Origin of the sequence: Nocardioides sp. NPDC058538, assembly GCF_042719275.1 — a bacterium.
Lineage (GTDB): Bacteria > Actinomycetota > Actinomycetes > Propionibacteriales > Nocardioidaceae > Nocardioides.
The window spans coordinates 160,685-183,171 of record NZ_JBHXNY010000010.1 but is presented as its reverse complement, the minus strand read 5'-3'; the positions used below and the strand labels follow the sequence as shown (position 1 = coordinate 183,171).

Here is a 22,487-nt window from a genome sequence, read left to right as displayed (position 1 = left end):
CGGGCTCTTCGGTGAGAGTCAGTTGGCGTGGAGGGCGGCGTTGAGCTCGATGCCCTCGCCCTTCCACGGAACTGCCTCGATGGCGCCGCTGACCGAGTTGCGGCGGAAGAGGATGTTGGAGGCGCCGGAGAGCTCGCCGGCCTTCGTCACGGTGCCGTCGGGGAGCGTGACCTTGGTCCCGTACGTCACGTAGCACCCGGCCTCCACCACGGCGTCGTCACCGAGGGAGATGCCGATGCCGGAGTTGGCACCGAGCAGGCAGCGCTGGCCGATGGAGATGACGGCCTTGCCGCCACCGGAGAGCGTGCCCATGATCGAGGCGCCGCCACCGACGTCGGAGCCGTCGCCGACGACGACACCGCCGGAGATCCGGCCCTCGACCATCGAGGCGCCGAGGGTGCCGGCGTTGAAGTTGACGAAGCCCTCGTGCATCACGGTGGTGCCGGAGGCCAGGTGGGCGCCGAGACGGACGCGGTCGGCGTCGCCGATGCGAATCCCCGAGGGCACGACGTAGTCGACCATCCGCGGGAACTTGTCCACTCCGTAGACGGTCACGTGCTGGCCCGCGGCGCGCAGCCGGGCGCGGGTGAGCTCGAAGCCGTCGACGGCGCACGGGCCGGCGCTGGTCCACACCACGTTGGTGAGCAGGCCGAAGATGCCGTCGAGGTTCTGCCCGTGCGGCTGCACGAGGCGGTGGGAGAGGAGGTGGAGTCGCAGCCAGACGTCCTCGGTGGTCTCGGGCGCGGTCTCGAGGTCCTTGACCTCGACCAGGGCGACCCGCTGGGTGACCTGACGCACCTCGTCGGCGCCCTCGAGCGCGGTCAGCTCGGCCGGCGCCGTCGCGTCGGCGGGCTTCTCGCCAAGCTGCGGGGCGGGGAACCACACGTCGAGGACGGAGTTGTCGGCGGCGTACGTCACGAGGCCGAAGCCCCAAGCTGCATTCGTCACGGGGCGCAGTCTAGTGGCCGAGCCTGAGCGGTCCCTTATCGACGGTCTCGACGTGCGAACATGGACGGGTGAGCGAGCGTCAGCGAGTGAACCAACAAGACAACACGCGACCGCGTCCGTATTCTGGCGCCTGCGCTACGGAGGTGGTCGCGTGAGCAAGAAGAGTGCGCCGCCGATGCCCCAGCTCCTCCAGGCCGAGGACGGCACCTGGACCCTGGAGATCCCCGGCGTGGCGACCAGCAAGGGTCATCCGGCGCCGGAGTGGGCGATGGCCAAGGGCGTCGAGGTCGTCCGCCGCGCCGCCTCCGACATCGTCCGCAGCTGGATCAACGGCAAGCCGGTGAGCGACGCCGAGAAGCAGGTGGTCCTGCTCGTCACCCGAGGTGACTCGCAGGTGTACGCCTGGCTCGACGCCGCCTTCGCCGACGACAGCCCCCGCTAGACCGCTAGCAGCAGCGGGCCTGCGGGTTGTGCTCCTTCTCGTCGGCCCGGTGACGCTCGAACGCGCGCCGGCTCATCGGCTCGACGCAGTCGCGCTCGCACCGGGCGACGTACTCGTCCCACTTGGCCTCCCCGGTCGCCTGGCGGAGCAGCCGCCAGGCGCCGGAGACACGCTCGGCGAGCAGACTCATGAGACCGGCGCCTTCTGGGAGGCCTCCCACTCGCGTACAGCCTCCTTCTCCTCCTTGGTGGCGAAGAAGTCGGAGGGCGCGACGATCTTCGACTCGACCTTCGGGACCTCGGTGGTCGGCAGCCCGCCGGCGCGGATCGCCTTGACCACGGTCACCGCGGCACCGGCGACGATCACGATCACCAGCAGCGCGAACGCTGCCTGCAGGATGCCGGACTGGGTCGAGTTGTAGATGATCTGGTCGACGTCCGCGGGGGTCTTCGCAACCCCGTAGAGCTCACCGGCGTCGCGTGCCTCGCGCGCGGCGGAGGCCTGGGCGAAGTAGCCGATCGCGGGGTTGTCGCTGAACACCTTCTGCCAGCTCGCCGTCATGGTGACGATGAGGTCCCAGACCAGCGGGATGCCCGGCACCCACGCCCACTTGAGCTTGCCGTGCTTGATCAGCAGCGTCGTGGCCAGCGTCAGCGCGACCGCGGCGAGGAGCTGGTTGGCGATGCCGAAGAGCGGGAACAGCTGGTTGATCCCCCCGAGCGGGTCACCGACGCCGATCCAGAGCATGTAGCCCCAGGCCAGTACGACCAGCGCGGAGGCCGACCAGGCCGCCGGCCGCCAGGAGGTGTCGGCGTAGCGCTTCCAGACGTTGCCGATCGTGTCCTGGAGCATGAACCGGCCCACGCGGGTTCCGGCGTCGACGGCGGTCAGGATGAAGAGCGCCTCGAACATGATCGCGAAGTGGTACCAGAAGGCGGCCAGGCCGCCACCGAACGCCTCGGTGAAGATCAGCGACATCCCGAACGCCAGGGTCGGGGCGCCACCGGTGCGGGAGATGATCGTCTCCTCCACGCTGGCCGCGGCGGCCTCGAGGTCGGCCGGGGTGATCGTGAAGCCGAGCCCGTTGACGAAGGCGGCCGCGGTCTCCGGGGTGCCGCCGGTGGCGCCCAAGGAGGCGTTCATCGAGAAGTAGATGCCCTGGTCGATCACCGAGGCGGCGATGAGGGCGGAGATCGCGACGAACGACTCCATCAGCATGCCGCCGTAGCCGATCATGCGGACCTGCGACTCCTTGGCGACCATCTTCGGCGTCGTCCCTGAGGCGATCAAGGCGTGGAAGCCGGAGAGGGCGCCGCAGGCGATGGTGATGAAGACGAATGGGAACAGCTTGCCGGCGAAGACCGGACCCTCGCCGTTGGTGGCGAAGTCGGTGACGGCCTCGTTCTGCAGCACGGGGGCCGCGAGGACCAGGCCCACGGCGAGCAGCACGATGACGCCCACCTTCATGAAGGTGGAGAGGTAGTCACGCGGCGTGAGCAGCATCCACACCGGGAGGATCGAGGCGACGAAGCCATAGACGACCAGACAGATCACCAGCGTCTCGTGGGAGAGGGTCAGGGCGTTGGCCAGGCCCATCTCCTCGACGTACCCACCACCGATGATCGCCAGAAGCAGCAGCGCGACGCCGACGACTGTCACCTCGCTGACGCGGCCGGGGCGCAGGTAGCGCAGGTAGAAGCCCATGAAGAGCGCGATCGGGATGGTGAGACCGATTGAGAAGACACCCCACGGCGACTCCGCGAGCGCATTGACGACGACCAGCGCGAGCACCGCCAGGATGATGATCATGATCGCGAAGACGGCGATCAGCGCGGCCACGCCGGCGACGGTGCCGATCTCCTCACGCACCATCTGACCGAGGCTCTTGCCGTCGCGGCGCATCGAGAAGAACATCACGACCATGTCCTGCACGGCACCGGCGAAGATGACGCCGACGATGATCCAGATCGTGCCCGGCAGGTAACCCATCTGCGCGGCCAGCACCGGGCCGACCAGCGGGCCGGCGCCGGCGATCGCGGCGAAGTGGTGCCCGAAGAGCACTCGCCGGTCGGTGACGTCGAAGTCCTGCCCGTTCTCCAGCCGCTCGGCCGGGGTGGCCCGGGTGTCGTCGACCTTCAGCACCTTGTTGGCGATGAACTTCGAGTAGAACCGGTAGGCGATCGCGTACGAGGCCAGCGCGGCGAACAGGATCCACAGCGCCGAGACCTCCTCGCCTCGGGACAGGGCGAGCATGGCCCAGCAGACGGCGCCGACGACAGCGACGGCGGTCCAGATGAAGATGGCCCTCCAGTTACGGGGCGCGTTGGGCCCGGACCCTGGGCCCGAGCTGGTGGGGTTGGCGGTCGACGTCGACATGGTCTCCCTCTGATTCAGCGCGGTAACGGTCGTTGTGACCGCTGTCTCAGCCTAGTCTCAGGAAACCGCCCGGTGGGCGGGGGAGGGGCTACTGCCCGGTACGCCCGTCGATGACCTCGCGCAGCAGGTCGGCGTGACCTGCGTGGCGGGCGTACTCCTCGATCATGTGGACCAGGATGTCGCGGATGCTGGTCGGCTCGTCGCCGCGGCCGACGTCACGGGTCTCGCCGAGCACCGAGTCGTCGATCGAGTCGAGCCACTCGTCCGCCGCCGCGACCTGCTCGCGCCAGCTCGCGAACGCCTCGTCGACCGACTCCTGGGTCGGCTCCACCTTGTGGAACCCGCCGGTGGGGTCGTCGGCATCGAACCGCGGCAGCTCGAGGTTCTCCTTCAGCACCCGCTGGAACCAGCTGTGCTCGACCCGCGCCATGTGGCGGATCAGTCCGAGCAGACTGAGGTCGCTCGGCGGCACGCTCTGCTTGACCAGGTCCTCCGGACCGAGGCCCTCGCACTTGAGCTCGAGGGTGAGCCGGTAGTGGCGCAGGTAGTCCCGGTAGGTCGCCAGCTCCCCGACGGCCTGCTGGTCCTGGTGGCGTGGATCCTCGCCCTCGGGAAGCCAGATTCCGCCGAAGCCCACCTGTCGCTGATCACTGCTCATGGGCCCACCCTCGCGGAACGAGCGTCCCCGCGCCAAATGAATTCAGCGGCCAGCGACTTCAGCCGGTGAAGCTGGGCGGTCGCTTCTCCAGGAACGCGTTGATGCCCTCGCGGCCCGAGGCCGAGCCACCGAGCGCGGAGATCGACTGCGCCTCGCGGCGCAGCGCCGACTCGGGGTTGGGGTCGGCGACGTCGCGGATCAGGTGCTTGGTGCTCGCCAGCGCCTCTGGCGAGCCGGCGAGGAGGGTCGCGACGACCTCGTCGATCGCGGCGGCGAGCTCCTCGGCCGGTACGACGCGCGCGACCAGCCCGGCCTCGAGCGCCTCGGTCGCCGAGAGCATGTCGCCGAGCAGGGTCAGCCGCAGCACCCGGTGCAGGCCCAGGGTGTGCACGAGGAGCGACCCGCCGCCGTCGACCGACAGCCCCACCTTCGCGTAGGCCAGGCTGAACTTCGCCTTGTCGGCCGCGATCACGATGTCCGCGGCTGCGGCCAGCGGGAACCCGACCCCCGCCGCGGTGCCCTGGACGGCGCTGACCACGATCGCGTCGCAGCGTACGAGCTCGGTGATGATCCGGTTGGCGCCCTCGGCGAGCTCGAGGATGAACGGCCCCAGGTCGTCGGCGGCGGCGAACCCGGCCAGGTCACCGCCGACAGAGAAGTACCTCCCCTCCGCCGCCAGCACGATCACCCGCGCCGAGTCCGCCTTCGCGCGCAAGATCGCCGCCAGCATCTCCGCGCCCGCCTCAGGCTTGAACACGTTGCCCCGGTCCGGGTTGGTCATCGTGATGCGGGCGCAACCGTCGGCGTACTCGTAGCGAATCAGGCTCATGCGCGCATCCTGCCAGGTGCCCCGACGAGGTGTCCGAACTATGGTCGCGACGTGATCACGGTGCGCCGGGTGGCGGTTGAAGAGACGTATGCGCTGAGGGCGAAGGTGTTGCGCAACGGTGGGCCGCCGGAGGCGGCGAGGGTGCCGGGGGATGACGGCCCCGAGGTTGCTACGTACGGGGCGCTGGATGTGGACGGGAGTCTGATCGGGTGCGTCGGGCTCTTCCCGGAAGCATGTCCTGACCTGGCCGGACACCTCGATAAGGGGTGGCGGATCCGGGGGATGGCGACGGCGGACGGATGGCGCGGCAAGGGCGTCGGGGCCGAGGTGCTGCAGGCGGCGCTGGACCATGTCGCGGCCAGGGGCGGCGGGCTGGTCTGGTGCAACGCGCGTACGCCGGCGGCAGCCTTCTACAAGAGGGCCGGGTTCGTCGAGATCGGTGAGCCGTGGGATGACCCCGAGATCGGTCCGCACGTGCGGATGTGGCGCGCGGTGTAATCGGGTTCGCGTGGCGGGCGCCGGGCGGCGTACTCTCTTCCTTACAGGCGTTCGAGCCGTCATCAGCGGCGAGCCCCGGGAAGAAAGCCTCCAGGTAGATCGAAGGCAAGTAGAACCCGGCGGGAGTGGCCCGTCACAGCCGAGAATGAGTGGCCCTGGTTTCGACAAGCTCAACCACCGGTGGAGCATGACCGACCAGGACAAGCAGGGTGGTACCGCGGTCGAAAGATCGTCCCTGTGGTGAAGACAACCCACTACCACCCAGCAGGAGATGCGTCGATGGCCTATCCGAAGGTCAACTCAGCCAAAGTCCCGGCCAGCCCACGCTTCCCGGAGATCGAGACGCAGATTCTCGATTACTGGAAGAAGGACGGGACCTTCCAGGCGAGCATCGACAACCGTGACGCCGGGGAGAACGGCGAGAACGAGTTCGTCTTCTACGACGGGCCGCCGTTCGCCAACGGCCTGCCGCACTACGGCCACCTGCTGACCGGTTATGTGAAGGACATCGTCCCGCGCTACCAGACGATGCGCGGCAAGCGCGTCGAGCGGCGCTTCGGATGGGACACCCACGGCCTGCCCGCCGAGCTCGAGGCGATGCGCCAGCTCGGCCTGAAGACGACCGACGAGATCGTCGAGATGGGCATCGACAAGTTCAACGCGGCCAGCCGTGCCTCAGTGCTGAAGTACACCGGCGAGTGGCGCGACTACGTCACCCGCCAGGCGCGCTGGGTGGACTTCGACCACGACTACAAGACGCTCAACCCCGACTACATGGAGTCGGTGATCTGGGCCTTCAAGACGCTCTTTGACAAGGGCCTGGTCTACGAGGGCTTCCGTGTCCTGCCCTACTGCTGGCAGGACGAGACTCCGCTGTCCAACCACGAGCTGCGGATGGACGACGACGTCTACAAGGACCGCCAGGACCCAGCGGTCACCGTGGGCTATGCGATCGATGCCACCGGTGAGGACGAGGTCCTCGACAACGCCCACATCCTGATCTGGACCACCACGCCGTGGACCCTGCCGTCCAACCTCGCCGTGATGGTCGGCTCCGAGATCGACTACGTCGTGGTCGAGGGCCCGGTCCCGGGCACCGACAAGACGGCTAAGTACGTCCTCGCGGAGGCTCGCCTGGGGGCGTACCAGAAGGAGCTCTTCCCGGACGCCGACGAGGCGACGGTCCTGGGCCGCTACAAGGGCTCCGAGCTGCTCGGCCGCACCTATCAACCGCCGTTCTCCTACTACGCCGGTCACCAGAACGCCTTCCGGGTCGTGGCCGCCGACGACGCCGTCACCACCACGGACGGCACCGGGGTCGTCCACACCGCCGGTGCGTTCGGTGAGGTCGACAAGGAGGTGACCGACCGCGAGAACATCGAGGCGGTCATGCCGGTCGGCAAGGACGGGCGTTTCACCGCGCCGGTGGTCGACTACGCCGGTGTCCAGGTCTTCGACGCCAACTTGGCGATCATCGACCACCTCAAGGCGGTCACCCGCGGCGAGGCCGGCGGATCGGTGACCGAGGGCACGATCCTGCTGCGCCGCGAGTCCTACAACCACTCCTACCCGCACTGCTGGCGCTGCCGTCAGCCGCTGATCTACAAGGGCGTGAGCAGCTGGTTCGTCGAGGTCACCAAGATCAAGGACCGGATGCTCGAGCTCAACCAGCAGATCCGCTGGGTCCCCGAGCACATCCAGGACGGCCAGTTCGGCAAGTGGCTGGAGAACGCCCGCGACTGGTCGATCACCCGCAACCGCTTCTGGGGCTCGCCGGTGCCGGTGTGGAAGTCCGACGACCCGGCCTACCCGCGCCTGGACGTCTACGGCTCGTTCGCCGAGTTGGAGCGCGACTTCGGCACCCTTCCCAAGGACGCCGACGGCAACCCCGACCTGCACCGTCCGTACGTCGACGACCTGGTCCGTCCCAACCCGGACGACCCGACCGGCAAGTCGATGATGCGCCGGGTCTCCGACGTCCTCGACGTCTGGTTCGACTCCGGGTCGATGTCGTTCGCGCAGAACCATGTCCCGTTCGAGAACGAGGAGTGGTTCCAGCACCACTTCCCGGGCGACTTCATCGTGGAGTACATCGGCCAGACCCGCGGCTGGTTCTACACCCTGCACATCCTGGCGACCGCGCTCTTCGACCGTCCGGCGTTCTCGAGCTGCATCAGCCACGGCATCGTGCTGGGCTCCGACGGCCAGAAGATGTCCAAGAGCCTGCGCAACTACCCCGACGTCAACGAGGTCTTCGACCGCGACGGCGCCGACGCGATGCGCTGGTTCCTGATGTCCTCGCCCATCCTTCGCGGCGGCAACCTGGTCGTCACCGAGCAGGGCATCCGAGACTCCGTACGCCAGGTGATGATCCCGCTGTGGAACAGCTGGTACTTCTTCCAGCTCTACGCCAACGCGGCCAACGTGGAGACCACCGGCTCGACGGCGTCCACGGACCCGCTGGACCGCTACGTCCTGGCCAAGCTGCGCGACTACGTCGCCGAGATGACCTCGGCGATGGACGACTACTACGTCGCCGAGGCCTGCGAGGCGACCCAGCGGTTCATCGACGTGCTCACGAACTGGTACATCCGGCGTAGCCGTGAGCGGTTCTGGAACGAGGAGAAGGCCGCCTTCGACACCCTCTACACGGTGCTGGAGACGGTGAACCGCCTGGTCGCGCCGCTGCTGCCGCTGACCACCGAGGAGATCTGGCGCGGTCTGACCGGCGGCCGCTCGGTGCACCTGGCCGACTACCCGGTCGTCGAGGACCTTCCTGCTGATGACGACCTGGTCGCCCGGATGGACGCGGTCCGCGCGGTCTGCTCCTCGACCTCCGCGCTGCGGAAGGCGCGCAAGCTCCGCAACCGCCTGCCGCTCGCCGGCCTGACGGTCGTCGGTGCCGACATCGCCGGCTTCGAGGAGATCGTCGCCGACGAGGTCAACGTCAAGTCCGTCCGGCTGCTCGCGGCCGACTCGGAGGAGGCCGGCACCTACGGCATCGAGCAGCGGCTCGCCGTCAACGCCCGCGCCGCCGGGCCGCGGCTTGGCAAGGACGTACAGAAGGCCATCAAGGGCTCCAAGTCCGGCGACTGGTCGGTCGACGAGTCCGGTGTGGTCGTGGCCGGTGGCCTGACCCTGGAGGAGGGTGAATACACCCTGGAGACGGTCGCCGGTGCTGCTTCCGACGACATCGCCGTCTCGATGCTGCCCACCGGGTTCATCGTGCTGGACACGGTCGTCACCCCCGAGCTCGCCGCCGAGGGCCTCGCCCGCGACCTGATCCGCGCGGTCCAGCAGGCCCGCAAGGACTCCGGCCTCAACGTCGAGGACCGCATCACCCTGTCGGTGACCGGCTCCGAGACCGTACGCCAGGCAGCCACCACCCATGCCGACCTCATCGCCCGCGAGACCCTCGCCACGACGTACGACGTCGTCGACTCGCTCGAGGGCAACCCGGTCGACCTCGGTGACGGCGAAAAGGCCCAGCTCGCGGTCGCCAAGGCCTGACGATCGTTGAACCCTAGGAGGGCGAGTCACGCCAGACGTGACTCGCCCTCCTAGGGTTCCTCCATGTCGGAGCCGCTGGTCGGGGATGCACGAGGACTGCCGTTCGAGGAGGCCAGTCTGGACGTGGCACTTCTCCTCGGTCCGCTCTACCACTTGGCCGAGCGTGAGGACCGGCTGCGGGCGCTCGGGGAGGCGATCCGGGTGGTGAAGCCGGGCGGATGGGTCATCGCCGCTGCGATCCCGAGACTGGCAAGACTTGTTGCGATGTCAGGTGGGGCTGGTGTGCCGCGGGGGTGGAAAGACCTGATCGAGCATGGATCCTCGCCTGCGGTAGGACGATTCCCGGGCGGACATTTCCACACCAGCGGCCGAACTGGCAGGGGAGTTGAGCGATGCGGGGTTGCAGGAGGTCGAGGTGGTGGGCGTCGAACCACCTCCTCGCGATCGGCCGGCGACCTTAGGAAGGTCTGGACCCCTTACATGGGATAACTGGGAGTGTGGAGAACTCGGGGGTCACCAGCGGTCACGTGGATGTCTGGGAGCGGGAGCATGCCGCCAGGCTGATGGAGGCGCAGCGGCGCCAGCAGGACGGCGTGCTCAGCCATGCTCAGCTCACGGCAGGCGGGGTGACCCGGGCTGACCTGATCAGGATGCAGCGGCGCAAGGAGATCGTGCGGGTGCATCCGCGGGTGTACGTCGACCACACCGGTCCGCTCACCTGGCACCAGCGTGCCTGGTCCGCCGTGCTTTACGCCGGACCTGCCTACCTGTGCGGTCCGAGTGTCGAGGCGCCTCGAACGGAGAGGCCGCTCCAGCCCGGAATGCTCCCTGATCCGATCCACGTCGCGATCGACCAGTCCCGCCGGGTCATGCCCCAGCCCGGCATCGTGATCCACCGCCTCACCAACCTCGAGACCCATGCCCATGGCGGCGTCCCGCCACGTCTGAAGCTGGAGGACAACGCGCTGGCGATGGCGCACGACGCCCGCTCGGAGGTCGACGCGATTGCCAGTCTCGCCGACGTCGCTGCGCGGACTCATGTCACGGCCGGATCGCTCCGTGGGGCGCTGAGTCGGTTCCCGTCACTGCGCCGCCGTGCCTGGATCGCCAAGATCATCGACGATCTGGAGTCCGGCACGAACTCCGTTCTCGAGCACGGCTATCTCACCAAGGTCGAGCGTGTCCACGGGCTGCCACGGTCCGAGCGACAGACGGTCCGGGCGATGCCGAAGGGCAGTCAGTTCCGGGACGTGGAGTACGTGGCGTACGGGCTGGTCGTCGAGCTCGACGGAGCGTTGGGTCATGACACCTGGCGCGATCAGGCCCGCGATGCCGACCGGGTGCTCGACGACCTCGCAGCCACCGGCACCGTGACCGCGCGACTGCGCTGGCACCAAGTATTCGAGACACCATGCCGTACCGCACAGAGCATCGCGAGAGTCCTGGCATCTCGTGGCTGGACGGACTCTACGAGGGCATGTGGCGACGCCTGCCTGATACCGCGGCAACCCTAGGAGACTTGATCACGGCAGACGTGATCGGGTCTCCTAGGGTCATCGAGAACGACGGCGCGGATCACCTGTTCGCACCTATCGTTGAACCGTGGAGAGGCCCACGCTCAAGGAGCTCGCCGTCCAGGCGCTGTCGTCGGTGGAGCACGGCTACGACCTGCTGGCGCCGAAGTTCGACGCGACCCCGTTCCGGACGCCGGACTGGATGCTGGCCGCGACGATCACCGCGCTGCGGGAGTACGGGCCGTTCGAGCGAGGGCTCGATGTGTGCACCGGCACCGGGGCGGGGCTGGAGATGCTCGCGGAGGCGACCGCGGAGCGGCCGACGGGGGTCGATTTCAGCGTCGGGATGCTCGAGCAGGCCAGGGCCGCGCACCCCGACGCCGATCTGGTTCGGGCGGATGCTCGCGCGCTGCCGTTCGAGGCTGCGTACGACCTGGTGGTGAGCTTCGGGGCGCTGGGGCACTTCCTGCCGGAGGAGCGGCCGGAGCTCTTCGACGGCATCCGTCGGGCGCTGCGGCCGGGCGGGGTGTTCGCGCTGCCGGTCAGCAGGGCGCCGGGGCCGACCCACCCGGCCTACTGGCTGCTCTCCGGCTTCGACCTGGTGATGCGGGTGCGCAACGCGGTGTGGCGGCCGAAGTTCGTCATGTACTACCGCACCCATCCCAGGCCGGCGCTCTTCGCCGACCTGGCCAACGCCGGGTTCACGGTCACCACGACGCCGATGCCCGGTGTCGGCGAGCTGATCATCGCTCGCCGAGCACCGGGCTGACGTCCGCAGACATCTCAGGCGCGGCGCGGGTTGCGCTCCGCCAGCCGCGCGGCGATCACGGGGACGATCACGACCGCGGCGACGAGGTGGGAGATCACCAGCATGATGTTGGTGGCGTAGGAGTCGGTGACGGCGACCAGGCTGGGCACGATCGAGAGCGCGGTCAGGGTCCAGGCGGTGCGCTTCCAGGTGGAGCGGGGGCGCTTGGCGAAGCGGTCCAGGCACACGGCGATGATGATGCCGATCAGACCGAGCTCGGCGACGGCCCAGGCGAGCCCGGTCGCGGGAATCGCGGCGGGCTCGACGCCGGTGCCGGGGAGGGCGACGTTGAACGGCACCCCGACGGCACGGGCGAAGAACTCGAAGACGCCGGTCACCAGGGCGCCGACAAGGACGGCGGTGACGCTGACGAGCCAGACGGGCATCCGCGCTGCGAACTGACCGCGGGTGGAGGTCGTGGCCTGGGTGTAGGTGCTGGTGCTCATGGTGGTGCCTCTCGTCCTGTGGTGGTGGTTTGTCGCGGTCCGTGTGGCCGCTTCTCACTCACTCCACGAACGGCTCGACACCGATCCGACAGGTTCCCGGAAAAAAGTTCTGCACGACGAAGATCACACCCTCCGGGGCTTTCATCCGAAGGTAAGTTAGGTGAGCCTTAACCGGCATGACCCGCAAACCTCGGATCGCGAAGCTGCTGAGCCCCCTGATCGGGCTGTTCGGCCTCCTGTTCATCGCCAGTGGCGCCGCCACCTACTACCTGGCCCACACCCAGCTGAAGGCGCAGGAGATCACCGTCGCTGACGACGCCTCCTTCCTCGCCGGAGACAACGTCGACGGCCCGTTCTCGGCCTACGCCCAGGCAGCCACCGTCGAGAAGCACGCCCTGGGGATCACCAAGGGCAAGACGTACGCCGAGCTCGAACAGGAGGACCCGATCCGCGCACTCGCGGCGGAGTCGTCGTTCGTACGCGCCTCTCTGCTGACCGCGGTCACCGCCTTCGGCCTCTCGGCGCTGGTCGCGGGCCTGGGCGTCGTGCTGCTCTTCGTCGCCTTCGCGATCGGGTCGCTGACCCGAGCCGTCGCACCGGCGAAGAAGAAGTCCGCGGAGGAGCCCGACGGCCTCGAGCCGGCCACCGTCTGACCCCCACCCATTCGCCAATGGGCCCGGGAAGGCATCGCCTTCCCGGGCCCGTTCTCCCGTTCTCAGCCCAGGCGCCGGAACGCGCGGACGGAGAGCGGGACGAGGACCGCCAGCAGGACCGCGGGCCAGGCCAGCGCCAGGAGCGTCGCGTGGTCGGCGAGCACGCCGGAGGTGATCCCGGTCGGGTTGCCGAAGAGGTCGCGACAGGCCGTGGCGGTCGCCGAGACCGGGTTCCAGGCGGCCAGGAAGCCGAGCCAGCCGGGCATCGTCTCGGGCGAGACGAACAGGCTCGAGCAGAACCCCAGCGGCCACACCAGCACCTGCACCATCGTCAGCGCACCCTCCATCCGCAGGGTCAGCCCGAGGAAGATGCCCAGCCACAGCATCGCCAGCCGCAGCCAGAGCAACAGTCCGACCGCGGCGACCGCCTCGAGGAACGAGCCGTCGATCCGCCACCCGATCAGCAGCCCGCCGAGCATCAGGACGCCCAGCTGGACCGCCGAGTTGCCCAGGTCGGCGATCGCCCGCCCCAGCGGCACAGCGAGACCGCTCATCGGCAGCGAGCGGAACCGGTTGGTGACGCCGCGCTTGGTGTCCTCGGTGACCACGGCCATGGTGCCGTCGATGCCGAACATCATCGTCAGCGCGAGCACTCCGGGCAGCAGATAGGGCAGGTACGACCCGCCGCCCGGCATCTCGATCGCGCCGCCGAACAGGTAGCCGAAGATCAGCAGCATCATGATCGCGAACAGGATCCCGAAGACCGGTCCCCACGGCTCGCGCTGCCAGTGCTTGAGGTCGCGGAGCGTGATCACCCAGGTCTGGGTCACGGTCTGTCGGAGGGTTGATGCGATGGCCGTCATCGGGCGGCTCCTTCAGGATCGGGTACGTGGCCGGGGGCGGTCAGGTGGAGGAACACCTCGTCCAGGGTCGGTCTGCGCAGCAGCACGTCGTCGACCGTGATGCCGGCGGAGTCGAGGGTGCGTACGACCTCCACGACCGCGGCACCGCCGCCGGCCTCCCCGGCCTCGACGGTGACCTCGTGCCGGTCGGGGTCGACGACGGCGGCGGAGCCGAGGACGCCGGCCATCCGGGCGAGGTCGTCCGGCCCGGTCGCGGTGATGATCACCCGGTCGCCGCCGAGATCGCTCTTGAGGGCCGACGGGGTGCCCTCGGCGATCACTCGGCCCGCGCCGAGCACGGTGACCATGCCGGCGAGCTGGTCGGCCTCGTCCAGGTACTGGGTGGTCAGCAGCACCGTCGTCCCATCGGCGACCACCTGCCGCACCATCTCCCAGACCTCGTGACGGCCGCGCGGGTCCAGCCCGGTGGTCGGCTCGTCGAGGAAGAGGATCCGCGGACGGGTGACCAGGCCGGCGGCGATGTCGAGGCGCCGCCGCATCCCGCCGGAGTAGCCCGAGACCTTCCTGTCGGCGGCCTCGGTGAGGCCGAAGGCGTCGAGGAGCTCGCCGGCGCGGCGTACGGCATCGGGTTTCGAGAGGCCGTGCAGACGGCCGAACATCACCAGGTTCTCCCGGCCGTGGAGGGCCGCGTCGAGCGCGGCGCTCTGCCCGACCAGGCCGATCGTGGAGCGGACCCGGGCGGGGTGACGTACGGCGTCGTGGCCGCCGACGCGCACCTCACCGGCGTCGGGCCGGGTCAGGGTCGCGAAGACGTTCACCGCGGTCGACTTGCCGGCGCCGTTGGGGCCCAGCAGGGCGTGCACGGTGCCGGCGGCGACCTCGAGGTCGAGGCCGTCGAGCGCCTGGGTGTCGCGGTAGCGCTTGCGCACGCCGCGCGCGGACAGGGGAGTCGAGGTCATCGGCCCACCTCGATCCGGAACACGCCGCAGCGGCCGGTGACGGCCTCGAACGCCTCCGGCGTCAACGCCGTGACCACGCCGGCGTCGAGCATGATCTTCGCGCCGTCCGTCATCCGCTCCGGCCAGGCCCGGAGCACGGTCAACGCCTCCTCGCCCTCGACCTCCACGAGACACACCTCCTCGGTGTCCTTGCCGATCCGCAGGGTGGCGCGACCGGCGGCGGCACGTACGTTGCGGGCCCAGTCGGCTCCCGGAAAGCCCTCGAGCAGATAGCGGCGTCCGTCCAGGTCCAGGACCGAGAGCGGGGTGCTGCGGGGTTTGCCGCTCGCGCGGCCCGGCGCGGTGAGCACCGGCAGATCCTTCATCCCGATCCCGGTCTTCGACAGGGTCATGAAGACCTTGTTCATCGGCTTGAGCCAGCGCGGCGGCACTGGCTTCGCGTCGTTCGGCATACACGTTCCTCCAATTTCGTACGCTGTACGAAGATGTCAACGGAGTGACTGTAGCATTTGTTCCGTACGACGTACGAAATTATTTCGGATGAGGTTACGATGAGCGACGTGCCGGACCAGCCAGACCAGTCGGACCCCTCCCTGCGCCTGCTGTGGCGCCATCGGTCGGGTGCGCGCGAGGAGCCGAAGACCAAGCGCGGCCCGAAGCAGAAGGTGAGCGTCGACGAGATCGTCGACGCCGCGATCGACCTGGCCGACGCCGAGGGCCTTGCCGCCGTCACGATGCGCGCGATCGCGCAGCGCTTCGGCCTGGGGGCGATGACGCTCTACTCCTACGTGCCCAACCGGGACGCGCTGCTGGTGCTCATGGCCGACCAGGTGACCGGCCGCGCCGAGCTCCCGGAGCTGCCCGAGGATCCGCGCAAGCGCCTCGAGCTGGTCGCCAACCTCACCCACGACGAGCTCCGGGCCCATCCGTGGCTGCTCGAGGTGCAGGACGTACGCCCCTGGCTCGGGCCCAACATGAGCGACCGCTACGAGTGGCAGCTGCAGGCCGTCGACGGTCTCGGGCTCTCCGACCTGGAGATGGACCAGACGGTCGCCGTGCTGATCGGCTTCGCGGGCAACATCGCCCGCAGCGAGCTCATGAAGCGCCGCGCCGAGCAGGTCACCGGGATGACCGAGTCCGAGTGGTGGGAGGCCAACTACGACACGCTGAGCGAGGTCATGGCGGGCGCCCACTATCCGCTCGCCAACCGGGTCGGCACCGCCGCCGGCGAGGCCTATCAGGCGGCCAGCGACCCCGCGCGCGAGCTCGACTACGGGCTGGCCCGGATCATCGACGGCGTGCTCGCGCACGTCGGCCGCCGGTCGACCGGTGCGGCCGACGAACTCTCATGAAGGGCTGGTTGACTAGCGCCTGTGACAACCAGTCCTGACACTCCCGAGATCGACCTGACGACCGACGTGGTGACGCTGACCCGGCAGCTGATGGACATCAACTCGGTGAGCCTCGACGAGCTCGAGCTGGCCGACGCCGTGGAGCGGGCGCTGGCTGCGTACGACCACCTCGTCGTCGAGCGGCGCGGCAACTCGATCGTGGCGCGCACCGACCTCGGCCTCCCCGAGCGCGTCGTCATCGCAGGCCACCTCGACACGGTGCCGGTCAACGGCAACTTCCCGAGCCGCCTCGACGAGGCCACCGGCATCCTGCACGGCCTCGGCGCGTGCGACATGAAGTCCGGCGACGCGGTGATCCTCAAGCTCGCCGCGACCCTCCGGACGCCCAACCGCGACGTGACGTACGTCTTCTATGACGCTGAGGAGATCGAGGCCGTCCACAACGGCCTCGGCAAGCTCGCGGCCAGCGAGCCCGACCTGCTCGCCGGAGACTTCGCGATCCTGATGGAGCCCTCGAACGCCGGCGTCGAGGCCGGCTGCCAGGGCACGCTGCGGGTCGAGGTGCGCACCACCGGCGAGCGTTCCCACAGCGCCCGTTCGTGGCGCGGCGTCAACGCGATCCACAAGGCCGGCGAGGTGCTGCGTCGCCTGGAGTCGTACGTCCCGCGCAAGCCGGTCATCGACGGGCTGGAGTATCACGAGGGCCTCAACGCGGTCTTCGTCGCCGGGGGAGTGGCAGGCAACGTGATCCCGGACGAGTGCGTCGTCACCGTCAACTACCGCTTCGCACCGGACCGCAGCGAGGAGGAGGCGCTGGCGTTCGTGACCGAGTTCTTCGAGGGCTACGACATCACCCTGACCGACTCGGCCCCGGGCGCGCTGCCGGGCCTGGGCCGTCCCGCGGCCAAGGCCTTCATCGAGGCGGTCGGCGGCGAGGTCGGACCCAAGTTCGGCTGGACCGATGTGGCGCGGTTCACGGTTCTCGGCATACCGGCGGTCAACTATGGTCCAGGTGACCCGATGTTCGCCCACAAGGCCGACGAGCACGTGCGGATCTCCGAGATCACCGCGTGCGAGCTGGCCCTTCGTGATTGGTTGACCGCATGACCCGACGCAGCGGCTCCGGCCCACGCCCCACCAAGGGGCGCCCCGCCGGCAGCACCACCGACCAGCGACTGCTGGACAGCTCCGGCCACGGCGACTGGGTCCACACCGATCCATGGAGGGTCATGAAGATCCAGGCCGAGTTCGTCGAGGGGTTCAACGACCTCTCCGAGATCGGCCCGGCGATCAGCGTCTTCGGGTCGGCGCGCACGCCCCAGGACCACCCGACCTACGCCCAGGCCGAGGCGGTCGGCCGCGGCCTGGCCGAGGCCGGCTTCGTGGTGATCACCGGCGGTGGCCCGGGCACGATGGAGGCGGCCAACAAGGGCGCTCTCGAGGCCGGTGGCGAGTCGATCGGACTCGGCATCGAGCTGCCCTTCGAGGCCAGGCTCAACGACTACGTCAGCTTCGGGCTCAACTTCCGCTACTTCTTCGTGCGGAAGATGATGTTCGTGAAGTACTCCCAGGGCTACATCGTCATGCCCGGCGGGCTCGGCACCATGGACGAGCTCTTCGAGGCGATGACGCTCTCCCAGACCCAGAAGATCACCCAGTTCCCGATCGTGCTGATGGGCGTGGAGCACTGGCAGGGACTGCTCGACTGGATGCGCGAGACGATGCTGGCCGACGGACGGATCAAGCAGAGCGACCTGGACATGATCACCCTCACCGACGACGTGGACGAGGCGGTCGAGCTGATGTTGAAGGCGCGTGACTGAGGCGATGGGTTGGATCTTCGCGGCACTCATCGTGCTGGCTCTCGGAGGAGTCGCCCTCGTAGCCGCCGGGACAGGCGCGCCGATGGGGGAGGAGTACGGCGACCAGCCCGACGCTCTGGTGCCCCGCGACCGCGTCCTGGAGGCCTCAGACCTGCGTCACGTACGTTTCTCGGTGGCCTTCCGCGGCTACCGGATGGACGAGGTGGACGCGCTGATCGCCCGCCTTGCCGAGGAGGCAGAATGGCGTGAGTCGACCGCGGCCGGGGATACCGGAGCCGAGGTCGGAGTCGGGGGACTCACATCACATACGCCCGAGCCCGATTCGGGCTCGCCCGACGTCTAGGACAGAATCGCTGCCGTGAGCTTCGCTGCCGTACTCGTCTACGCCGTGACCGCCCTGGTCGCGGTGATCGTCGCGCTCACCTATCTGAAGCCACATCTCCTGCAGCCGCAGGAGGCGGGGCTGCCGCCCAAGATCCACCTGTACGCCGGCGCAGCCGGGCTGCTGATCTGGGTCCTCTTCCTCGCCTCGCCGTCGTCGTTCTTCCTCGGCGGCGACATCCCGGGCGTGATCGGGCTCTTCGGGATCTGGCTCGCCGCGATCGCGGGCCTCTACCTGCTCGCCCGCCGGCTCAAGGAGCAGCGCGCCGCAGCCTCCGGCCACGACGACTACGCCTATGACGACGGATACGACGACTACGCCGAGGAGTACGCCGAGGACGGCTACGCCTACGACGAGACCGGCTATGCAGAGGCCGGTTACGACGACTACGCCGAGCCCGACAGCCGGGCGGGCCACGCGGACCCGCGCCGACCGGTTCAGCAGCCTGTTCCTCAGCCCGTCGCGCAGCAGGGACGTCCGGCAGAACGCCGGCCCGAGCCCCGGCGAGCAGCCTCGGGTGTCGAGGAGACCGCCGTGATGGCGCCGATCGAGCGTGGCCCCTCGCCTGCGCCGCCGCCAGCCCCAGCCCCAGCCCCAGCCCCAGCCCCGGCCCCTGCCCCCGCTCCTGCTCCGACGCGGGACGGCCAGATCGGTCGCCGCGTGGCCGGGCGGCAGACACCGCCCCCGCCCGCACCGCAGCCCGCACCGCAGCCCCAGCCCGCCCCGCAGCGGCCTCCGCGACGGGCAGCCGCACCCCAGCCGCCGGCACCCCAGCAGCCCGTACGTCACCAGCCCGCGCCCCAGCCGCCGGTCCCGGAGGCTCCCGCCCGGCCGCGGCAGGACCGCCCGGCTCCCGCGCGACCCGCACAGGAGCGGCGAGCCCCGGAGCAGCCGATGCGTGAGCGTCCGGCACCCCAGCGACCCGCCCAACAGCGTCCCGACCCGCAGCGTCCCGACGCCCAGCGTCCGGCGCCTCAGCGTCCTGCGCCTCAGCGCCCGGCGCCCGAGCAGCCCCAGCCGAGTCAGGGCGAGCCGGGCCGGAGCGGCCAGGACCCGTGGGGTCGCCGTCAGGAGCCGCCGCAGCGCCGCTCGCGCGGCTACGACGATCGCTACGACGACCGCCGCAACGACAGCCACGACGAGTTCGCCGACCGCCGCTACCGGCGCGACAGCAGCTACTCCGACTACCCGGGTCAGCAGCAGCCCAGCCCGCCGCGCGCACCGCGCCCCGCACCCCGGCCCGCCCCGCAGCCGGCACCCCAACCCGCACCTGCGCCTGCGCCGCCGCCTGCGCCGAGCCGGCCGTCCGGCCGCCAGGCGGGGCAGCAGCCCGAGACGTACGATCCCTACTCCTTCGAGTCCTACGGACCGGGCGACCGGGACCGGGGCCGTGACCGGACCGAGCCCCCTGCCCCGACCCCGCCCGCGCCCGAGGCGCAGCCCCGTCCGCGGCGGCGGGACCAGGGCTACGACGAGCCGGCCCACGCCGGATACGAGCAGGGCTACGACCAGGCGTACGCGCAGGGCTACGACTACGACGAGGCCTACGACCGTGGCTATGACGAGCGCTACGACGAGCGTTACGACGATGCCTACGACGATGCCTACGACCGGTCCCTCGGAGGCGACCGCCGGGACCGGGACGGAGCTTTCCACGAGTCCCCCGCAGTGGCCATCGTGGTCCACCTCACGCTGGTGATCCTCGCGATCTGGCTGACCTGGGCCTACGGAACCTCGGTCATCTGACAGGTTCGAAGGCAGGTCAACCCGCCGAAACTCCCACCTTGCCGTCAGGTCTGCTGACCTGATGAGGGATAATGGACGTGCAATGCGCGCTCCGAGGCCATCCGGCAGGTGAGCGCCGACACGCGAGACACGGAAGAAGGTGCCGCATGGCGGCGATGAAGCCGCGGACGGGAGACGGTCCGCTGGAGGTCACCAAGGAAGGTCGGGGCATCGTGATGCGCGTCCCGCTCGAGGGTGGTGGCCGGTTGGTCGTCGAACTGAACGCCGAAGAGGCCGCTGCGCTCGGCGAAGAGATCAAAGGTCTTGGGCTGAACGCGTAGATGACCACAACGCTGCCGTCACCGGCTCTGCCGTCGCAGGTCGGGCCGCCCACCTTCACCCTCAATCCGCTCGGCCCGGAGAGTCTCGATGCCGAGATCATCGCGCTCCCGGTCATCCCGGGCGAGGACGAGTTGGTCATCGGTCCTGGGGCCGCCGACCTCGGCGACCACCACGACCTCCTGGGTCATCTCGAGTTCGAAGGTGCCACCGGCAGTGCCGGCGAGGTGACGACGTACGCCGTCACCGGCTCCGGCACCTTGCGGCAGATCCTCCTGATCGGTGTCGGAGCGCAACGTCGCGACGACTTCCGGCGTGCGGGGGCCGCGCTGGCTCGAGCCGTGCGGGATCGGTCCGAGGTGGTCACGACCATTCCGGCGGCCGACCCGGAGGTCGGGCTGGAGCCGTTCGTGGCCGGCGCGACGCTGGGGTCATTCCTCTTCCACTGGCGCTCCGAGGGTGCGCCGTGGAAGCCGGTGGAGACGATCACTCTGGCCGACCTCGGCGATGACCAGGCGGCAGCGTTGGACCGGGCCCAGGCGATCGCGCGCGCCAGCTGGCGCGCGAGGTTCTTCTCCTCGGTCCCGAGCAACTTGAAGAATCCGGGCTGGCTCGCAGATCAGGCGACGACACTGGCAGGCGAGACCGGCCTGAAGGTCACCGTCTGGGACGAGGACCAGCTCGCAGCGGAAGGCTTCGGAGGCATCGTCGCGGTCGGCCAAGGCTCGGCGACCCCGCCGAGGCTGATCCGGCTCGACTACACGCCCCGCAAGTCGGGTCGGTTGAACTCCTTGAAGACGGCCCCGACGGTGGTGCTGGTCGGCAAGGGCATCACCTTCGACACCGGCGGGCTCAACATCAAGCCCGGCGACGGCATGCTCAACATGAAGCGCGACATGACCGGCGGCGCGGTGGTGCTCGCGGTGATGTCGGCGCTGGCCGAGATCGGCTGCCCGGTCAAGGTGGTCGGCCTCATCGCTGCCGCCGAGAACGCCATCTCCGGCTCGGCGTTGCGCCCCGGCGACGTGGTCACCCACTACGGCGGCCGCACCTCCGAGGTCACCAACACCGACGCGGAGGGCCGTCTCGTGCTGGCCGACGCGATGGCGTACGCGGTGGACAAGCTCAAGCCGGCCGCCCTCGTCGACATCGCCACCCTCACCGGTGCGATGCGGGTGGCGCTCGGGCAGACGATGGCCGGCTACTTCGCCGACGACGACGCGCTGGCGACGCTGCTGGCCGAGGCGTCCGATGTCTCCGGCGAGACGCTGTGGCGGATGCCGTTGGTCGCCGACTACGAGGACAAGCTCTCCTCGAAGGTCGCCGACGCCGACAACGCCCCCGGCGGGCCCGGCGCCATCACCGCCGCGCTCTTCCTGCACCACTTCACCGGTGGCATCCCGTGGGCCCACATCGACGTCGCCTGCGGTGATGCGTACGCCGACGTCCACGAGCTCACCCCCGGTCCCACCGGTTTCGGTGCCCGGGTCCTCCTCAGCTGGCTGGCGAGCGCGGACCCGCTCTCCGGCGTCGGTTCCTGACGAGACGTCACCCGCGTCGGCCGAGAGGTCACGTACGTCGGCCGAGATGGCACCCAGGTGCCGCCTCGGCCGACGGGGGTGACGCTTCGCGCGGTTACTCCCCCGCTCGACCTCGCTCCGGTTGTCTCGGCTAGGACTTGCGGGCGAGCAGCAGGCCGTCGCCCACCGGTAGCAGCAGCGGTATCAGGCCGTCGTTGTCGGCGACCTGCTGGTTGAGCTCGCGGATGGTGGCGGTCTCCTCGTCGCGTACGGATGGGTCGGCCACCCGGTCGTGCCACAGCGCGTTGTCGAAGGCGACGACGCCGCCGGGACGGAGCAGGCGCAGGGCTTCCTTGAGGTAGGCCGAGTATTCGGTCTTGTCGCCGTCGACGAACACCAGGTCGTAGTGGTTGTCGGTGAGCCGGGGGAGTACGTCGAGGGCGGCACCGGCGATGCACCGCGCCTGCCGCTGGCCGAAACCGGCCTCGGTGAAGCTCTGGCGGGCCAGCCGCTGATGCTCGGTCTCGATGTCGACCGTGGTCAGGACCCCCTCGGGGCGCATGCCGCGCAGCAGCCACAGCCCGGAGACGCCTGTGCCGGTGCCGACCTCGACGACGTTCTTGGCGTCGAGGACGGAGGCGAGGAATCGCAGCGCCGCACCGCCGCCCGGCCCGATGGGTGCGACTCCGACCTCCTCGGCCCGGGATCGGGCGGCTGCGAGGAGGTCGTCCTCCGCGACGAACTCGTCGGCGTAGGTCCAACTTGCGGTCGAAACAGGGCTGGTCACACCGCAAAACCTAACCTGTTTCGCGCAACGGTGCGGGAACGCCTGATCCAACTTG

Annotated in this window: 24 protein-coding genes; 14 read left to right on the top strand and 10 right to left on the bottom strand. The window is 69.5% G+C overall.

The window, feature by feature from the left end; genetic code table 11:
• Positions 1 to 18: 18 nt before the first annotated feature.
• On the bottom strand, positions 19 to 948 hold the full coding sequence (gene dapD / locus ACFWQC_RS12225) for a 2,3,4,5-tetrahydropyridine-2,6-dicarboxylate N-succinyltransferase (protein ID WP_378677693.1): 930 nt from the start codon (positions 946 to 948) through the stop codon (positions 19 to 21).
• Positions 949 to 1,099: 151 nt separating this feature from the next.
• Here dapD and ACFWQC_RS12220 point away from each other — a divergent pair, with 151 nt between their 5' ends.
• Positions 1,100 to 1,390, top strand: a complete 291-nt coding sequence (locus ACFWQC_RS12220; RefSeq protein WP_355225889.1) for a hypothetical protein — start codon at positions 1,100 to 1,102, stop codon at positions 1,388 to 1,390.
• Between the two features lie 4 nt (positions 1,391 to 1,394).
• Here ACFWQC_RS12220 and ACFWQC_RS12215 read toward each other — a convergent pair whose 3' ends face one another.
• The 4 genes from ACFWQC_RS12215 to ACFWQC_RS12200 all read right to left on the bottom strand — a co-directional run bounded on the left by ACFWQC_RS12215 (position 1,395) and on the right by ACFWQC_RS12200 (position 5,253).
• Entirely contained in the window at positions 1,395 to 1,580 is a 186-nt protein-coding gene (locus ACFWQC_RS12215; protein WP_378677690.1) for a YbdD/YjiX family protein, read from the bottom strand.
• On the bottom strand, positions 1,577 to 3,766 hold the full coding sequence (locus ACFWQC_RS12210) for a carbon starvation CstA family protein (protein WP_378677687.1): 2,190 nt from the start codon (positions 3,764 to 3,766) through the stop codon (positions 1,577 to 1,579). The genes ACFWQC_RS12215 and ACFWQC_RS12210 overlap by 4 nt, the downstream gene beginning before the upstream one ends.
• A gap of 88 nt (positions 3,767 to 3,854) precedes the next feature.
• The gene (locus ACFWQC_RS12205; protein WP_378677684.1) at positions 3,855 to 4,424 is read right to left on the bottom strand and encodes a DinB family protein; all 570 of its coding nucleotides are present in this window, start codon (positions 4,422 to 4,424) and stop codon (positions 3,855 to 3,857) included.
• 58 nt (positions 4,425 to 4,482) lie between these two features.
• Complete coding sequence (locus ACFWQC_RS12200) at positions 4,483 to 5,253, bottom strand: enoyl-CoA hydratase/isomerase family protein (RefSeq protein ID WP_378677682.1); 771 nt, start codon at positions 5,251 to 5,253, stop codon at positions 4,483 to 4,485.
• A gap of 51 nt (positions 5,254 to 5,304) precedes the next feature.
• On the opposite strand from ACFWQC_RS12200, the gene ACFWQC_RS12195 reads away from it, so the two are divergent.
• The 5 genes from ACFWQC_RS12195 to ACFWQC_RS12175 all read left to right on the top strand — a co-directional run bounded on the left by ACFWQC_RS12195 (position 5,305) and on the right by ACFWQC_RS12175 (position 11,544).
• Positions 5,305 to 5,751 carry a GNAT family N-acetyltransferase gene (locus ACFWQC_RS12195; RefSeq protein WP_378677680.1) on the top strand — a complete coding sequence of 149 codons (447 nt, stop codon included), beginning with the start codon at positions 5,305 to 5,307 and terminating at the stop codon, positions 5,749 to 5,751.
• 279 nt (positions 5,752 to 6,030) lie between these two features.
• Positions 6,031 to 9,261 (top strand): isoleucine--tRNA ligase, encoded by a 3,231-nt coding sequence (ileS, locus tag ACFWQC_RS12190; protein WP_378677678.1) that lies wholly within the window; start codon positions 6,031 to 6,033, stop codon positions 9,259 to 9,261.
• Between the two features lie 63 nt (positions 9,262 to 9,324).
• The gene (locus ACFWQC_RS12185) at positions 9,325 to 9,750 is read left to right on the top strand and encodes a class I SAM-dependent methyltransferase (protein WP_378677675.1); all 426 of its coding nucleotides are present in this window, start codon (positions 9,325 to 9,327) and stop codon (positions 9,748 to 9,750) included.
• Between the two features lie 8 nt (positions 9,751 to 9,758).
• Complete coding sequence (locus ACFWQC_RS12180; RefSeq protein ID WP_378677673.1) at positions 9,759 to 10,775, top strand: hypothetical protein; 1,017 nt, start codon at positions 9,759 to 9,761, stop codon at positions 10,773 to 10,775.
• An 88-nt stretch (positions 10,776 to 10,863) separates the two neighbouring features.
• Entirely contained in the window at positions 10,864 to 11,544 is a 681-nt protein-coding gene (locus ACFWQC_RS12175; RefSeq protein WP_378677671.1) for a class I SAM-dependent methyltransferase, read from the top strand.
• A 14-nt stretch (positions 11,545 to 11,558) separates the two neighbouring features.
• On the opposite strand, the gene ACFWQC_RS12170 is transcribed toward ACFWQC_RS12175, so the two are convergent.
• Positions 11,559 to 12,029: a DUF6069 family protein gene (locus ACFWQC_RS12170; protein ID WP_378677669.1), complete on the bottom strand. Its 471-nt coding sequence runs from the start codon at positions 12,027 to 12,029 to the stop codon at positions 11,559 to 11,561.
• 176 nt (positions 12,030 to 12,205) lie between these two features.
• On the opposite strand from ACFWQC_RS12170, the gene ACFWQC_RS12165 reads away from it, so the two are divergent.
• On the top strand, positions 12,206 to 12,682 hold the full coding sequence (locus tag ACFWQC_RS12165) for an aromatic ring-opening dioxygenase LigA (RefSeq protein ID WP_378677666.1): 477 nt from the start codon (positions 12,206 to 12,208) through the stop codon (positions 12,680 to 12,682).
• 62 nt (positions 12,683 to 12,744) lie between these two features.
• Here the strand turns inward: ACFWQC_RS12165 and ACFWQC_RS12160 are convergent, their stop codons facing one another.
• Genes ACFWQC_RS12160 through ACFWQC_RS12150 form a run of 3 tightly spaced genes read right to left on the bottom strand, consistent with a single transcriptional unit; the run spans position 12,745 to position 14,956 of the window.
• Positions 12,745 to 13,545 (bottom strand): ABC transporter permease, encoded by an 801-nt coding sequence (locus ACFWQC_RS12160; protein ID WP_378677664.1) that lies wholly within the window; start codon positions 13,543 to 13,545, stop codon positions 12,745 to 12,747.
• Positions 13,542 to 14,504 carry an ATP-binding cassette domain-containing protein gene (locus ACFWQC_RS12155; protein WP_378677661.1) on the bottom strand — a complete coding sequence of 321 codons (963 nt, stop codon included), beginning with the start codon at positions 14,502 to 14,504 and terminating at the stop codon, positions 13,542 to 13,544. The genes ACFWQC_RS12160 and ACFWQC_RS12155 overlap by 4 nt, the downstream gene beginning before the upstream one ends.
• Positions 14,501 to 14,956, bottom strand: a complete 456-nt coding sequence (locus ACFWQC_RS12150; RefSeq protein ID WP_378677658.1) for a nitroreductase/quinone reductase family protein — start codon at positions 14,954 to 14,956, stop codon at positions 14,501 to 14,503. The genes ACFWQC_RS12155 and ACFWQC_RS12150 overlap by 4 nt, the downstream gene beginning before the upstream one ends.
• A 108-nt stretch (positions 14,957 to 15,064) precedes the next feature.
• On the opposite strand from ACFWQC_RS12150, the gene ACFWQC_RS12145 reads away from it, so the two are divergent.
• From ACFWQC_RS12145 to ACFWQC_RS12115, 7 genes are all read left to right on the top strand, one after another.
• A complete protein-coding gene (locus ACFWQC_RS12145) occupies positions 15,065 to 15,856 on the top strand; it encodes a TetR/AcrR family transcriptional regulator (RefSeq protein WP_378677655.1) in 792 nt (263 codons plus the stop codon).
• A gap of 21 nt (positions 15,857 to 15,877) precedes the next feature.
• Positions 15,878 to 16,963, top strand: a complete 1,086-nt coding sequence (gene dapE / locus ACFWQC_RS12140; protein WP_378677653.1) for a succinyl-diaminopimelate desuccinylase — start codon at positions 15,878 to 15,880, stop codon at positions 16,961 to 16,963.
• Positions 16,960 to 17,679 carry a TIGR00730 family Rossman fold protein gene (locus ACFWQC_RS12135; protein WP_378677650.1) on the top strand — a complete coding sequence of 240 codons (720 nt, stop codon included), beginning with the start codon at positions 16,960 to 16,962 and terminating at the stop codon, positions 17,677 to 17,679. The genes dapE and ACFWQC_RS12135 overlap by 4 nt, the downstream gene beginning before the upstream one ends.
• The gene (locus ACFWQC_RS12130) at positions 17,672 to 18,022 is read left to right on the top strand and encodes a DivIVA domain-containing protein (RefSeq protein WP_378677647.1); all 351 of its coding nucleotides are present in this window, start codon (positions 17,672 to 17,674) and stop codon (positions 18,020 to 18,022) included. Before ACFWQC_RS12135 ends, ACFWQC_RS12130 begins: the two co-directional genes overlap by 8 nt.
• Before the next feature lie 15 nt (positions 18,023 to 18,037).
• Positions 18,038 to 19,807, top strand: a complete 1,770-nt coding sequence (locus ACFWQC_RS12125; RefSeq protein ID WP_378677645.1) for a hypothetical protein — start codon at positions 18,038 to 18,040, stop codon at positions 19,805 to 19,807.
• Between the two features lie 146 nt (positions 19,808 to 19,953).
• Entirely contained in the window at positions 19,954 to 20,127 is a 174-nt protein-coding gene (locus tag ACFWQC_RS12120) for a DUF3117 domain-containing protein (protein WP_008358749.1), read from the top strand.
• On the top strand, positions 20,128 to 21,666 hold the full coding sequence (locus ACFWQC_RS12115) for a leucyl aminopeptidase family protein (protein ID WP_378677642.1): 1,539 nt from the start codon (positions 20,128 to 20,130) through the stop codon (positions 21,664 to 21,666).
• 130 nt (positions 21,667 to 21,796) lie between these two features.
• Here the strand turns inward: ACFWQC_RS12115 and ACFWQC_RS12110 are convergent, their stop codons facing one another.
• Entirely contained in the window at positions 21,797 to 22,432 is a 636-nt protein-coding gene (locus tag ACFWQC_RS12110; RefSeq protein WP_378677639.1) for an O-methyltransferase, read from the bottom strand.
• Positions 22,433 to 22,487 lie beyond the last annotated feature (55 nt).

Coding starts and splice junctions, on each gene's coding strand:
- ACFWQC_RS12165 (WP_378677666.1), top strand. CDS start 12,206: ATGACCCGCAAACCTCGGATCGCGAAGCTGCTGAGCCCCCTGATCGGG.
- ACFWQC_RS12215 (WP_378677690.1), bottom strand. CDS start 1,580: ATGAGTCTGCTCGCCGAGCGTGTCTCCGGCGCCTGGCGGCTGCTCCGC.
- ACFWQC_RS12170 (WP_378677669.1), bottom strand. CDS start 12,029: ATGAGCACCAGCACCTACACCCAGGCCACGACCTCCACCCGCGGTCAG.
- ileS (WP_378677678.1), top strand. CDS start 6,031: ATGGCCTATCCGAAGGTCAACTCAGCCAAAGTCCCGGCCAGCCCACGC.
- ACFWQC_RS12210 (WP_378677687.1), bottom strand. CDS start 3,766: ATGTCGACGTCGACCGCCAACCCCACCAGCTCGGGCCCAGGGTCCGGG.
- ACFWQC_RS12120 (WP_008358749.1), top strand. CDS start 19,954: ATGGCGGCGATGAAGCCGCGGACGGGAGACGGTCCGCTGGAGGTCACC.
- ACFWQC_RS12115 (WP_378677642.1), top strand. CDS start 20,128: ATGACCACAACGCTGCCGTCACCGGCTCTGCCGTCGCAGGTCGGGCCG.
- ACFWQC_RS12205 (WP_378677684.1), bottom strand. CDS start 4,424: ATGAGCAGTGATCAGCGACAGGTGGGCTTCGGCGGAATCTGGCTTCCC.
- ACFWQC_RS12155 (WP_378677661.1), bottom strand. CDS start 14,504: ATGACCTCGACTCCCCTGTCCGCGCGCGGCGTGCGCAAGCGCTACCGC.
- ACFWQC_RS12185 (WP_378677675.1), top strand. CDS start 9,325: ATGTCGGAGCCGCTGGTCGGGGATGCACGAGGACTGCCGTTCGAGGAG.
- ACFWQC_RS12160 (WP_378677664.1), bottom strand. CDS start 13,545: ATGACGGCCATCGCATCAACCCTCCGACAGACCGTGACCCAGACCTGG.
- ACFWQC_RS12150 (WP_378677658.1), bottom strand. CDS start 14,956: ATGCCGAACGACGCGAAGCCAGTGCCGCCGCGCTGGCTCAAGCCGATG.
- ACFWQC_RS12135 (WP_378677650.1), top strand. CDS start 16,960: ATGACCCGACGCAGCGGCTCCGGCCCACGCCCCACCAAGGGGCGCCCC.
- ACFWQC_RS12200 (WP_378677682.1), bottom strand. CDS start 5,253: ATGAGCCTGATTCGCTACGAGTACGCCGACGGTTGCGCCCGCATCACG.